Source organism: Agrobacterium vitis (assembly GCF_014926405.1).
Classification (GTDB): domain Bacteria; phylum Pseudomonadota; class Alphaproteobacteria; order Rhizobiales; family Rhizobiaceae; genus Allorhizobium; species Allorhizobium vitis_H.
Map to the genome: position 1 here is coordinate 5,001 of NZ_JACXXJ020000005.1, position 13,981 is coordinate 18,981.

Sequence of the window (13,981 nt, forward strand, 5' to 3'; positions counted from 1 at the left end):
CTTTGAATTGAAGCCCCAGTAAACGGCGGCCGTAACTATAACGGTCCTAAGGTAGCGAAATTCCTTGTCGGGTAAGTTCCGACCTGCACGAATGGCGTAACGACTTCCCCGCTGTCTCCAACATAGACTCAGTGAAATTGAATTCCCCGTGAAGATGCGGGGTTCCTGCGGTCAGACGGAAAGACCCCGTGCACCTTTACTATAGCTTTACACTGGCATTCGTGTCGGCATGTGTAGGATAGGTGGTAGGCTTTGAAGCTTGGACGCCAGTTCGAGTGGAGCCATCCTTGAAATACCACCCTTATCGTCATGGATGTCTAACCGCGGTCCGTTATCCGGATCCGGGACAGTGTATGGTGGGTAGTTTGACTGGGGCGGTCGCCTCCGAAAGAGTAACGGAGGCGCGCGATGGTGGGCTCAGACCGGTCGGAAATCGGTCGTCGAGTGCAATGGCATAAGCCCGCCTGACTGCGAGACTGACAAGTCGAGCAGAGACGAAAGTCGGTCATAGTGATCCGGTGGTCCCGCGTGGAAGGGCCATCGCTCAACGGATAAAAGGTACGCCGGGGATAACAGGCTGATGACCCCCAAGAGTCCATATCGACGGGGTTGTTTGGCACCTCGATGTCGGCTCATCGCATCCTGGGGCTGGAGCAGGTCCCAAGGGTTTGGCTGTTCGCCAATTAAAGCGGTACGTGAGCTGGGTTCAGAACGTCGTGAGACAGTTCGGTCCCTATCTGCCGTGGGTGTAGGAATATTGACAGGATCTGTCCCTAGTACGAGAGGACCGGGATGGACATATCTCTGGTGGACCTGTTGTCGTGCCAACGGCATAGCAGGGTAGCTATATATGGAATGGATAACCGCTGAAGGCATCTAAGCGGGAAACCAACCTGAAAACGAGTATTCCCTATCAGAGCCGTGGAAGACGACCACGTTGATAGGACGGGTGTGGAAGCAGGGTAACCTGCGAAGCTTACCGTTACTAATAGCTCGATTGGCTTAATCGTTCTCATTGACCATGCTCATCAAAGCCTTCGGCTTTGATGATGCCATCTGTTTTGTCCTGACGCTGTCGGCTCTTTGAGCCTTCGCTGCGGACGGCCCGCACCATCAGGTGCGACGGCCCTTGGCCTTGCGAGCGGAGCTCGTCACGGCCACGGAAACAAAAAAGACGTGTTCACACAATAAGAAAACGGGCAACGCCCACCAGCTTCTCAATTATGCAAAGCATCAATACGGTTCCGTATCAACGCTTTGGCACCCTTCTGAGCGCAAGCGAAGAAGATGGGTTTGCCAAAGAAAAGGGAACAATGTTGATGCAAAGCATCAACATTGCCCTTAGCTGACCTGGTGGTCATGGCGGGGCGGCCGCACCCGTTCCCATTCCGAACACGGCCGTGAAACGCCCCTGCGCCAATGGTACTTCGTCTTAAGACGCGGGAGAGTAGGTCGCTGCCAGGTCTGCTAAGCGCAATGTTCATACTCAAATCAATCATCTTCTCTCACAAACATCGGCCCCGCCGAAAACATAAAGGGTCGCTCAAGCGACCCTTATTCCGTTAACGCATAACAATATATAACGCGGGGTGGAGCAGCCCGGTAGCTCGTCAGGCTCATAACCTGAAGGCCGCAGGTTCAAATCCTGCCCCCGCAACCAACCATCCCTGCGATCCCAATAAAGCCCCTCGTGGGGCTTTTTGCGTTTTTGGCCTTCGGTTGCGCCAACACGGCCCTCATCATAGCGCTTCACAATCCCCCAGCCGTCACTTTCAACATAAATCCTGAACACTGCGCAAACTTAACCGCCAGATGCAGCAAACCTAAACGCACAAATTCAACGCCAATAAGTGAAATTGCAAACTTGCAAATTTTGCTGGATCTCGGGGCTTTCTTGCCCTGAAATTCTTCCGCGTCGCTCAGTTTCAAAGGCCTGAAGGCATCATTCAGCCGAAGGTATTAGGTATCATTTCATAAGCGACCTCTTCTATTCACGAATCCTTTATTGTTCTTCATAATAATCGGATTGTCGACTTTTGAGGAGCATGACGAATTCGTCCGGGTCATGCCTGGCGAATGACGCTCACCTTCGATCCAGATTGATAGACTTATTGTAACGCGTTGGATGGCTCACGATGTCCTTATACACACAGTTCAAAAAATCTTCCCGAGCACAACTAGCAATTACAGAGATTGAAAATCTGACGCGCAGTATGGCTGATGGCGATACATCGCGTCGCGCGCAGGTGGACATTGCGACCGGCGAAGCAAAGATGCTGCTGGACGCGGTCAACAGATTGCTCGACGCAGCTATGCGTCCAGTCTCCGACCTCCGCGATGCCACGACTCGCATGGCAGTGGACCACGACAAGGGCGATATTGATGCGATCCTTCCGGTCGATGCCTTCAAGGGTGATCTTTCCGTCATGGCGAAGGGCATCAACGAAATGGTCGCTGGCCATATATCGGTAAAAAAGAAGGCGATGGCCTGCGTTCAGGAGTTCAGCGAAGGAAATTTTGAGGCTGCGCTCGAGCGGTTCCCCGGTAAGAAGGCATTCATCAATGACACGGTGGAAACTTTGCGTGGCAATCTCAAGGGCTTTATCGCCGAAATGAACCGGATGTCCGCCGAGCACGATAAGGGTGATATCGACGTCTTCGTGCCTGTCGAGCGGTTTAAAGGCGACTTTGCGGTGATGGCAAAGGGCGTCAACGACATGGTCAATGGCCATATCGTTGTGAAGAAAAAGGCAATGGCTTGCATCAAAGAATTCGGCGAAGGCAATTTTGACGCGGCGCTCGAGCAATTTCCAGGAAAGAAGGCGTTCATCAACGAAACGGTAGAAACGCTGAGGAGCAATTTCCGAGACATCGTCACCGAAATCCGCCGTTTAACCGTTGCGTCGACGGAAGGCAATTTGAGCGAGCGAGGTGTCGCCACTCGGTTTGTCGGAGATTTTTCCAAGATGGTTTCAGGGATAAACGGCATGCTGGATGCCATCCTGTTGCCGATTGGTGAGGGCAATCGCGTACTTAATCTCGTCAGCACCGGCGATTTGACGGAACATGTGGAGATTGCCTGTGAAGGCGACCATCAGAAAATGAAGGATGCAATCAATTCATTGGTCGATAACCTGACGGCCTTTGCAACGGGTGTTGCCAGTGCGGCTGATCAGGTGACGAGCGGCAGCCAGGCGCTCTCCTCCACCTCCGAGCAGCTCTCGCAGGGCGCGACAGAGCAAGCCTCTGCTGCTGAAGAGGCGTCGGCGTCCATGGAGCAGATGGCCGCTAATATCAAGCAAACCGCCGATAATGCATCACAGACAGAGAAGATTGCCCGCCAGTCAGCGAAAGATGCCGAGTTATCCGGCGAGGCGGTTGATAAAGCCGTCAATGCGATGCGAACGATCGCAGAAAAAATTTCCATCGTTCAGGAAATCGCTCGTCAGACCGACCTGCTGGCCTTGAATGCGGCGGTTGAAGCCGCCCGTGCAGGTGAGCATGGCAAAGGCTTTGCTGTTGTTGCGTCCGAAGTCCGCAAGCTTGCTGAACGTTCACAGGCCGCAGCAGGAGAGATCAGCGGTCTGTCTAGCGAGACCGTCAAGGCAGCGACCTCTGCTGGTGAAATGCTGCACCGGCTCGTTCCTGATATTCGCAAGACCGCCGAACTCGTCACGGAAATTTCGGCCTCCTGCCGTGAACAGGATTTGGGAGCCTCCCAGATAAACGAGGCCATTCAGCAATTGGACCAGGTCACGCAGCACAATGCCAGTGCTTCGGAGGAAATGTCGGCCACCTCTGAAGAGCTTGCGTCTCAGGCGGAAGAATTGCAGTCTTCGCTGACTTTCTTCCAGACCAGTGACAATGGCGATTCCCAGGCACGCAAATCGCGGGTGTCAATTGCACCAGTTCGAAAGGCAGCGCCATCGGCCCAGCCGGTCCGCAAGCCAATGGCAAACCGATCCGTTGCGGCGCAGCAAGCCCGCGCGAAGGGCTTTGCTCTCGATCTTTCCATGGGTGGCCCTGACGCAGAAGATGATCGCTTTCATCAACTCACTTAATACCAAGGTATTGCAGATCCTCCCTCATCCTCGCATTGAGCAGCTTATCAATGTCTCAAATACATCAAGTGTTTGAGACATTTGCAAAGAGAATACGATGAATCATTTTCAATGACTCATCGTATAAAGCGGATGAGACGTGATCAGCTGTTACATCATGCCTCGAGCTTCAACATGGCTGCCATCGCTATCCTTCCTGACGTAAAAACCATTCGGGATTGCTTCCTGAACAAGCGGAACATGAGATATCAGTCCAACAGTGCGGTTCTGGCTGGCCAGGCTATTCAAAGCCTGCAAGACCAGATCAAGCGTGCCTGAGCCATTTTCCGTATCGAGGCTGCCGAAGCCTTCATCGAGGAAAATCGTATCGAGGCGCACCTTGCCGCTGGCGCTTTCGACCACGTCGGCCAGGCCCAGGGCAAGTGCCAGGGCGGCGATGAAAGTTTCGCCACCGGAAAGTGTCGCGGTGGGTCTTGCCTTGCCGGTATGGACATCGAAGGCGAGAATGCCCAGCCCACGCTTACCCCGGCCACCGGATTCGATGTCACGTTCCAGCCTGTAGCGGCCATTGGTCATCGGTCCCAGCCGCAGGTTGGCTGCTTGCAAGACCTGTTCGAACATCGCGCCGATGGCGAAGGTTTCCAGTTTCAGTTTCTGCCGGTTCTGGGCATCGAACAGGCCAGCCAGCTCCCGCAGAGGGCCGGAGGTTGCCTCGGCTTCGTCAAGCCGTTTGGCGATGCCGGCAAGCTCTTGGCGCAAGTTTTGCAGGTGATCGAGCCGGGCCGCCGTTGCTGCACGCTTTGTAACGGCTGTATCGAAAGCGGCTTCAGCCAACGCAAGCCCCTCTTGATGGGCGAGAAGGTCCGGCGGGTGTTTCCCCACGAGCGCGGTCTCCAATTCCAAGAGCTTTTCATTGTCGCGCTGCAATTGGCGCTGGTGGTCCTCTATCGTGGCTTTATCACGCTCAAGTGTCGTGATGGCAGGTTTCAGGCGGTGCAGATCGTCGCGCGTCAGTCCGGCGTCGCGCAGGCGATCCTCGAGACTCTGGTTTTCCTTCTCGCGACGAGCCTGCCGCTCGGCTAGGATATTTTCGGCGGCTTCGCTGTCCTTGTATGCGCTGAGTGCCGTTTCGCGCGTTGCCGTGGCGGCCTCTTCGCTGCGCTTCAATGCCGTTTCCCGGCTTGTCATCAAGGCCTTCGACTGTTGAAGCTGGCGCTCCAGGGCGGCTTTATCCCGCAGATGGGCTGCGATGTCGGAAAGCATTTCGGCAAGTCGCGTTTCACCATTGCTGGTCTCGGTCTTCAGCGCGGCCAGCCGATCCCGGTGCTGATCCAGCCGGGCTTGGGCATCGGTGATGGCTTTTCCAAGATTTTCGAGCGCGGTTTCGGCAGCGGCGATATCGATGGCCGGGCCAAGTCCGCGAAGGGCACGCTCCATCCCTTCCATGTCCTGGCGCAACTCCTGGATCTGCTGCTCGGGCCGCTGCAGATCTCCTAGGCGACCTTGGCGTTCATCAACGGTGGCTTGCGCAGAGGCATGAGCGGTAGCGCTATGCTGCTCTTCCAATCGCGCCTTTTCCAGCGCCTGTTTCGCTTCGCGAAAGGCCTTGTCCAATCCGGCCTCGGCACTGTCCCCCATCGCAGGGGCCGGATGGTCGGTTGCGCCACAAACAGGGCAGGGGAGACCAGGCCCCAGCTTTGCTGCCAGATGGAGAGCCTGCGCGGAGGCAAGCCGGCGCTCGGCCTGATCGAACAGTGCTGCGGCGCTGATAGCCTGAGCCTGCCGTTCGGCATGGATGTTTGCGCTATGGTTTACCTGGTGGCGGGCCTGTTGCAGATCTTTTTCGGCCCGTTCCACCATCTCGGCCTGCTTCACCTGGGCCTGCAAGGCCGCAAGGTTTACGGTCAATGATTGCCTGCGCTCATGGGCAAGGCGGGCCTGTTTCAATGCCTGTTCCCGGACTTGCCGCTTGCCAGTCAGCTCGGCAAGACCGGCCTCTGCGGTTCGGAATGCGGCCTGTTCCTCCTGCACGCGTCGTTTGGCCGCCTCGACCGATGCGGTGAGGCCGGTGGCTTTTTCCAGCACATCCCGATCGCGTTCCAGCTGATCGATTGTCCGGCGCAGCGCCTCTATTTCGCTTTTGCTTTGTATTTGTTGAAGGTAGGCAGCTTGCGCTTGTTGCGCCGTTGCCTGCGTCGATGTCTGGATCTGCATTGCCAGAGACAGCGCGGCCTCAGCATCCTTGCAATCGCGCTGTGCCTCGATCACCCGGTTCTCCGCATCGGCCAGTGTCCGGGCGCGTTCGGCGGATGTGACCTGCGCTTGCAGCGCGGCAATCTCTGTGGCCTGGTCGAGGGTTTTCTGTTTTGCCTGACGAGCGGCGTCCATGGCGTTGAACAGGCTATCGGTGTCTCTCGCTGCTTGCAACGCGGCGCGGGCGGCATCCGCCTCAGCCCGTAAATGCTGCTCCGCTTGCTGCCGGTCGGTGAGCGAGGATGCTGCCTCGGCAATTCCATCCACCAGAGCCTGCATGCTGTCGAACCCGTCGGCACCGAGGCGGCGAAGGCAGACAGCGCGTTCCTCGCGCACCAGCCGTTCGGCGCTTTCGGCGTCAGTCTTCAGTTTTGCCGCCAGCCGGCGATAGAGCGACACATCGAAGAGGGCGCTGAGAATATCCTGTCGTTCCTGGGTTTTGGCGGAAAGAAAGGCCTCGAACCGGCCCTGCGGCAGAAGCACGATCTGCTTGAACTGTTCAGGACCGTAACCGAGCAGATCGGTGATTTTTTCGCGTACCAGGCCGATCTTTTTTTCAGCCAGCACCTTGCCCGGCTGGGCGGCGGTAATTTCACTTTCGCCAAGCCCGGTGGCGTCGAACAGCCAGGCCTCATGGGCGTCCCGGGTTTCTCCTCCGCCGCGCTGTTTTGGTCGCATCTGTTCGGGACGCCGGCGGATCACGTAGCGGCGCGCGCCGAGATCGAACACGAATTCCACCTCGGTGGCGAGATCGGGTGAGGCATGGTCGGAGCGCAGCGAGATGGTGTCCTGCTCGGCTCTCGCCGCTTCCCCGAATAGGGCAAAGGTCATGGCGCTGAAAATCGTCGATTTTCCTGATCCCGTCTGGCCGTAAATGCCGAACAGGCCAGCAGCGACCGCTTCACGAAAATCGATGGATTGGCGTCCGGCATAGGGGCCGAAGGCCTGCATTACCAGGCGGACAGGTCTCATGCGGCATTCTCCTCGGCGTCCAGATCGTCCAGCATGGCCGTTATCAGCGCGCGTTCTGGCTCGGAGATCGGCTCACCACGAACCTGGGCGATGAAATCGGCGATCACCTCCAGCGGATCGGCTGGGGCAGCCGTGCTGATGGCGAATTTCAGCTCCGGCGCCCGCTCGTCACGGGCATAGGTCAATTGGCAGGCATTGGGAAACACCGCCCGCAGCCGCTTCATCGGGTCGATCAGCGGGGTGGGATCGGTCAGCACCGCCTTGATGAAGTCCTGCGACGGTTGGGCCAGAAGCAGATCGGCCAATAGCCCGCGCAACAGGCGCACGGCCCGTGGTGGGTTGAAATCGATGGTTTCGATCCGTGCCCGACCATCGGCGTCGAGATCGACCAGGGTCATGGATTTCTGTTCGCTGGCCTCGCCGAAACTGAACGCCAGCGGTGAGCCGGAATAGCGGATGTGAGGGGCTGAAACATGTTGTGGCCGGTGTAGATGACCGAGTGCCACATAATGAGCGCCGTCGAAAATCTCCGGTGACACGGTCTCAATACCGCCGACGCGGGCCAGCGGACGTTCCGTCTCGCCGCTTGTTCCTCCGGCGACAAAGGCGTGGGCGATCACCACCCAACGCGCACCCTCCGGCAGGCTGCGGCGCGCGTCGGCCACCTGGGCGGCCAACACGTCTTGCGGTGTGGCTATGGCCGGGTCGGCAAAACATTCGCGGGCGGCAAACTCATAGGCGAAGGGCAGGGCGGAAAACGCCACCGGTCCGTGGGCGTCATGCAGGACAAGGGGTGTCATATCTCTTGCAATAGGGCCCTGAATGAGCGCGCGGCGCCTGTCGGTCATGATCGCCATGGCACCGATCCGGTCGCCGGAATCGTGATTGCCGGCAATGATCGCCACGGCGGCGGTGGTTTCTGCCGCCACCCGTGACAGGAAGGCGTTGAACTGGCGCACCGCTGTTGCCGGAGGGGCTGCCCGGTCGAAAATATCGCCGGCAATGATCAGGATATCGGCGCGTGTGGTGCGGAGCGCATCAACGATCTGGTCGAGAATGGCGTCTTGATCCTCGTCCAGCGATAATCCGTTCAGTTGGCGGCCCAGATGCAGGTCGGCGGTGTGGAGGATTTTCATGGCGTCCGATCCGGTGAGCGATGTCCGTCAGGATTATCTACTGGCATAACGCAGCGGGCTCTAGGTGAAACACCGACCAGATCGGCTTTTCCCGGGCTCTTTGCGTGCAAGGCGAGGATGTGTTCACCTCTTCGGGCCTTGGTATCGTGGTAAGCCGGATAAGGATTGCCTTTTTGCTATTCACCTGCGATCACTTTGGTGCAGCGGTTTGGTTTTTTTGCTATCCTGCTGGGCAGGATGGCTTTCCGGCAGCCTGGCTTGTCCTTATAAACAATTGTCTTGAATGGGTGACGCACGGGCGTTGTCCGGCACGAATAGTGGTCCGCGTGATAACCAGCTAATGGAAAAAAGCCTACTCCTTTATATATGGCGGCATACGCGCAAGCAGCAGATCTGGGTTCTGACGATTGTTATCCTGTCGATGGTGCCGTATTTTCTGGCATTCGACCTGCCCAAGCGCATCATCAATGGGCCGATTCAGGGAAGCGGGTTCGAAGCGCCGGATTCCCGACAGCCGTTGTTTGCCTTCGACTGGACCGTGCCTTTGACCGATTGGTCATTGCATTCGGGCGGGATACCGCTTGATCGCATGTCGAGCCTGATGGCGTTAAGTGGCGTCTTCCTGCTGCTGGTGATCATCAACGGGTTGTTTAAATTCTACATCAATACCTATAAGGGCAGGCTTGGAGAACGCCTTTTGCGGCGCATCCGCTATGAGCTGGTGGATCGGGTGCTGCGGTTCCCGCCGAGCTATGTCAAGCAGATCCATTCCTCTGAAGTCTCGACCATGGTGCGCGACGAGGTCGAGCCGTTTGGCGGCTTTACGGGGGATGCCTTTGTGCAGCCGACCATGCTGGGCGGCCAGGCATTGGCCGCGCTGTTCTTCATTTTCCTGCAAAGTTTCTGGCTTGGCACGATTGCAGGCGCAATGGTAGCGCTTCAGGTCGGCATCATTCCCAAAATGCGCCGCCGCTTGCTCATTCTTGGTCGCCAGCGGCAGCTCCAGGCTCGGCAATTGGCCGGAAAAGTCGGAGAAATCGTCGATGGTGTCGGCACGATCCATGCCTATGATACGTCGAATTATGAACGCGCCGATATCTCGAAGCGGCTCGGCGATATTTTCAAAATTCGCTACGATCTCTATCGCTGGAAGTTTTTCGTCAAATTTTTCAATAACTTCCTTTCGCAGCTGACGCCCTTTCTTTTCTATTCCATCGGCGGCTATTTCGCGCTGAAGGGCAGTCTGGACGTGGGCCAGTTGGTGGCTGTCATCAATGCCTACAAGGATCTTCCCGGTCCGTTGAAAGAGCTGATCGACTGGGACCAGTCGCGCCAGGACGTGCAGGTAAAATATGAACAGGTGCTCGAACAATTCGAGCCGCCGCAGATGATTGAGCCAGCGCTACAGGCGTTGGCGCCTGTGGGAATGGCTGCCCGTGCTGGCCAGCTCGCCTTGCAGAATGTGACCTTGCAAGATAGCGGCGGCGCCAAGGTGGTTGAAAATCTCAGTCTGAAAATCGGACAGGGAGAGACGATTGCCGCTATCGACAATCGCGGCGTTGGTGCGGAAGTGATGGCTGAGGCCATTGGCCGGTTGAACTGGCCGGTGGCGGGCAAGATCGTGCTGGGTGATGCCGACCTGCTGGAATTGCCGGAATCGGTGACGGGCCGGGCCATTTCCTATGTGTCTGCCGATGGTTATTTCTTTCATGGCAGCCTCAAGGACAACCTGATTTACGGCCTGAAACATGCGCCGACCAATTCGGTGAACTATACCGGGCGCGAGGCGATGAAACGCCGTTGGGAGATCAGGGAAGCGCAATTGTCGGAGAATTCCGATCTCGATCCCAATGCCGACTGGATCGACCGGCGGGCGACGTCCGTGCTGCACGGCGAAGCCAGCGACTTGAAAAAATCGATCCTGACGGCGCTCGATACCGTGAAACTGACCAGCGACGTGATGGAGCTTGCGCTGCATTCCATCGTCGATCCGCTTGAATATCCGGACCTGACGGAAAAAGTGGTGGAGTTGCGTCTGGCGCTGCGTGATGAATTGCAGCGCCAGGGTCTTGCTAATCTCGTGGTTCACTTCGATCCCAATGCCTATAATGCCGAGGCGACACTGGGAGAAAATCTGTTGTTCGGGACGCTGCGCCCGATCGTCAATGGGCCTGTCTATGCCCATCAGAGCGATTATTTCTACGATGTGCTGGAGCGCGCCGGTCTGCTCAGCCTGTTTTACGAGATGGGTTTCCTGATTGCGGAAAACCTTGTGGAAATCTTCGGCGGTCTGCCAGCCGATCATCCGTTCTTCCAGCAGCTCGATGTCCTGACCGCCGATGACGTGGTGTTTTACCAACAGATCCTGCAACGCCTTCAAGGCCGGACCAAGCCGGTGCCGAACGAGGAAGAGCAACGGGCAATGATCCGGCTCAGCTTCAATTATGTCGAGCCGCGCTATCGTATGGGTGTGCTGACGGCTGAAGTGATGGACAAGATTGTCGGCGCCCGCGACCTGTTTCACGACAACCTGTCACCGGACCTGCGCCACAGTATCGAACGCTACGACCCGCATCGCTACATGGCGGCGGCGACGCTGCGCGAGAACGTGATCTTCGGCAAACTCGTCAATCGCAATCCCGAAGCCCTGCCGAAATTCCGCGAGCTGGCGGCAAAACTAAGCTCGAAGAAAGGCCTGACAGAGCGGTTCCTGGCGCTGGGACTGGAGTTCGACATCGGCAGCGGTGGCCGCAGGCTGACCATCGTTCAGCGCCACAAGCTCAACCTTGCCCGCGCGCTGGTGCGGCGGTGCGACTATTATATCTTCAACAAAGCCCTGCCGGGCCTCGACGCGCGTGTTCAGGAGGATATCGTTAAGGATGTGCTTGCATTTCTGCGCGAGCAGGACAATGATCCCTCTATCCTTTGGGTTTTGTCGAACACATCATTGTCAAAAAACTTTGATCGTGTTCTGATACTCGACAGCGGTTCATTGGTCGCGGACGGGACGTTCGAGGCCTTGGGCAATGAAAATGATATTTTCAAGGCATTGGTGGCATGAGGGGTCAGGCCACCGAAAACCCGGAAGTTGGTGGCAAGCATGTTACTGCGAGACGAAGTGCAGCTATTGCGGAATATTCCATACTTCAAGCACGTTGATCCGTGCAAACTGAAGCTCCTGGCCTTCGCGTCGCAAAGGGCCACTTATAAGCCCGGCGACATTTTGTTTCGCCAAGGTGATGGCGGCGATTCCGCTTATGTCATCCTGTCGGGAAAGGTTGATTTGCTTTCAGGCCCGCCCACAGGTGAAGTCAGAATCGGCGAGGCTGACAGCAAATCCATCATCGGTGAAATGTCGCTTCTTTGCCATGGTCCGAGACGGATGACCGCTCGCGCCGCAACCGAGGTCGAAACGCTTCGCATCGCCAAGGACTGTCTTGGCAAGGTCATGGCCGATAGCCCGCGTATGAGCATGGAGTTCAGCCGTGCACTTGCAGAGCGACTTCGGGCAATGACAACCGAACTTGACACTGTTCGTCTGGGTCAGCTCTCTCTTGTCGATTAGAGGTCGGCAAAACAAGATCTTATGATCATAAAATCGCCTGTATTTCAGGCGGATTTGAGGCAAATGCCTCGCATTACCGATGTCGATGCAAAAAATCAGGGCAGGCGGCGATAGAAGAAATAGCGGTCTTTCTCGATATGATCGAGGACCGGTAGCGGCTCGAGCGCTTTGTGGTTGAGCGGCAGGCCACTGAGCGCATAGCCGCCGGGCCGCAGCATCCCCGCCACCATGTCCGGCAGCCAGGTCAGCGTGACCGCATCCCGATCGGGATAGCCAGTGCCGATATCGGCATGGACAAAGGCCGCGCCGCAGCCGATGAAGTCCTGGCCGGTCTGGTCGATTTCCCCCAGGATCAGGTCGCCTTCCGGTGGAATGGAGCTGCTATGCGCACCCAATTGCCGGTCGAAGGCAATGATGCGGTGGCCGGTGAAATTCTCTCGCAAATGACTGAAGGTCCGGCCATTGCCAAGGCCGATTTCCAGTACCGGGCCTTCGGGCAGGGGGTAATTGTCGCGGATATGGTTCAAAAGATCGCGCTGGGCGCTCATGCGGTTGATGAAACTGTCGAGACGGCTCATGGGATCACGCTTTCACAATCGTGTGGCCTGCTGCCTGATCGGCAATGTTGCGGCGGGCAAGGGCGTTGCGGGTATCGACGATCAGCGGACACCAATTGGCCAGTTGCTGGTAATCGACGGTGTCATGGTCGGTGGCGATCAGCACCGCATCGAAGGCGGCGAGGTTTTCCTGGTTCCAGGCGATGCTGCGGCGGCCTTTCAAATGGCTATATTCGCGGGTTTTCGGAATTTCGGGCAGGAATGGGTCGAAATAGGCGACCTCGGCACCGCGTTCCAGAATAAGCTCCATCAGCCGCAGCGACGGGCTTTCCCTGATGTCGGGGACGTTTTTCTTGTAGGCCAGACCCAGGATCAGCACGCGCGAACGGCTCAGCGCCTTGCCCGCCTTACGGTCCAGCGCTTCGGCCAGCCTGGAGACGACGTGATGCGGCATGGACGTGTTGATCTCGCCCGCCAGTTCGATGAACCGGGTCGGCTGGTCATATTGGCGCGATTTCCAGGTCAGGTAAAACGGATCGATAGGAATGCAATGGCCGCCGAGGCCGGGGCCGGGGTAAAACGGCATATAGCCGAACGGCTTGGTCTTGGCGGCGTCGATCACTTCCCAGACATCGATGCCCATGGCGTCATAGACCAGCTTCAGCTCATTGACCAAGGCGATATTGACGGCGCGGAAGATGTTTTCGGTCAGCTTGACGGCTTCTGCCGTCGCTGTGGAGGAGACAGGTACGACGGTTTTGACCACGGCGCCATAAAACGCTGCCATCAAGGCCGAAGCATCGGGGCCATCACCGGCGATGATCTTTGGAATGGTTGAGGTTTCAAATTCCCGATTGCCGGGATCTTCGCGTTCTGGCGAAAAGCCCAGGAAGAAATGCTCTCCAGCCCGTAGTTCCGAATGTTCGAGGATTGGCTTTACCACCTCCTGCGTGGTGCCGGGATAGGTGGTGGATTCCAGCACGATCAGCTGGCCGGGCCTCAGCGACTTGGCAATCTGGCGGCAGGTGTTTTCCACATAGGACAGGTCTGGATCGCGGTTCTTGGTCAGTGGCGTTGGTACGCAGATGGCGATCACGTCATAATCGGCCAGCGCCAAGAAATCCGAGGTGGCGGAAAAGCGGCCCGCCGCGCATTCTTCGCGCAGAATATGCTCTGGCACCGCCTCAATATAGCTCGTCCCGGCCTCGATTGCGTCGATCTTGGCGGCATCGATATCAAAGCCCATCACCGTGAAACCGGCCTTGGCAATGCTGATGGCCAGCGGCAGGCCGACATAGCCGAGGCCGATCACCGCTGCCTTGGCGCGGCGGGACTGGATGGCGGACAGCAATTCGGCGGCAACGGGATGATGGGACATGGTGGGGTAAAGCTCCGCAGGCGATTTCAATACCGGCTTCAGTTGCGGTTCGCATGATG

General features: G+C 57.3%; 6 protein-coding genes, 1 tRNA gene, 2 rRNA genes and 2 pseudogenes (1 of these 11 running past the window's edge). 7 read left to right on the top strand and 4 right to left on the bottom strand.

What is annotated here, in order from left to right; genetic code table 11:
• The 5 genes and pseudogenes from IEI95_RS11275 to IEI95_RS29795 all read left to right on the top strand — a co-directional run.
• A 23S ribosomal RNA gene (locus IEI95_RS11275) occupies positions 1-1,010 on the top strand (it extends 1,902 nt beyond the left edge of the window).
• A gap of 339 nt (positions 1,011-1,349) precedes the next feature.
• A 5S ribosomal RNA gene (rrf, locus tag IEI95_RS11280) occupies positions 1,350-1,464 on the top strand.
• Between the two features lie 119 nt (positions 1,465-1,583).
• A tRNA-Met gene (locus tag IEI95_RS11285) sits at positions 1,584-1,660 on the top strand.
• A gap of 652 nt (positions 1,661-2,312) precedes the next feature.
• A pseudogene (locus tag IEI95_RS29790) lies at positions 2,313-2,855 on the top strand (HAMP domain-containing protein); the annotation flags it as partial.
• Between the two features lie 57 nt (positions 2,856-2,912).
• Positions 2,913-3,852: pseudogene (locus IEI95_RS29795) on the top strand (methyl-accepting chemotaxis protein); the annotation flags it as partial.
• 359 nt (positions 3,853-4,211) lie between these two features.
• Here the strand turns inward: IEI95_RS29795 and IEI95_RS11295 are convergent.
• On the bottom strand, positions 4,212-7,286 hold the full coding sequence (locus IEI95_RS11295; RefSeq protein ID WP_156535988.1) for an AAA family ATPase: 3,075 nt from the start codon (positions 7,284-7,286) through the stop codon (positions 4,212-4,214).
• Positions 7,283-8,422 carry an exonuclease SbcCD subunit D gene (locus IEI95_RS11300; RefSeq protein ID WP_156535989.1) on the bottom strand — a complete coding sequence of 380 codons (1,140 nt, stop codon included), beginning with the start codon at positions 8,420-8,422 and terminating at the stop codon, positions 7,283-7,285. The genes IEI95_RS11295 and IEI95_RS11300 overlap by 4 nt, the downstream gene beginning before the upstream one ends.
• Positions 8,423-8,762: 340 nt before the next feature.
• On the opposite strand from IEI95_RS11300, the gene IEI95_RS11305 reads away from it, so the two are divergent.
• Positions 8,763-11,483 carry an ABC transporter transmembrane domain-containing protein gene (locus tag IEI95_RS11305; RefSeq protein ID WP_156535990.1) on the top strand — a complete coding sequence of 907 codons (2,721 nt, stop codon included), beginning with the start codon at positions 8,763-8,765 and terminating at the stop codon, positions 11,481-11,483.
• Between the two features lie 39 nt (positions 11,484-11,522).
• Positions 11,523-11,987, top strand: a complete 465-nt coding sequence (locus IEI95_RS11310; RefSeq protein ID WP_015917259.1) for a cyclic nucleotide-binding domain-containing protein — start codon at positions 11,523-11,525, stop codon at positions 11,985-11,987.
• Between the two features lie 95 nt (positions 11,988-12,082).
• Here IEI95_RS11310 and IEI95_RS11315 read toward each other — a convergent pair whose 3' ends face one another.
• Positions 12,083-12,565 carry a class I SAM-dependent methyltransferase gene (locus IEI95_RS11315; RefSeq protein WP_156535991.1) on the bottom strand — a complete coding sequence of 161 codons (483 nt, stop codon included), beginning with the start codon at positions 12,563-12,565 and terminating at the stop codon, positions 12,083-12,085.
• 4 nt (positions 12,566-12,569) lie between these two features.
• Positions 12,570-13,922, bottom strand: a complete 1,353-nt coding sequence (locus tag IEI95_RS11320) for a nucleotide sugar dehydrogenase (RefSeq protein WP_194416435.1) — start codon at positions 13,920-13,922, stop codon at positions 12,570-12,572.
• Positions 13,923-13,981 lie beyond the last annotated feature (59 nt).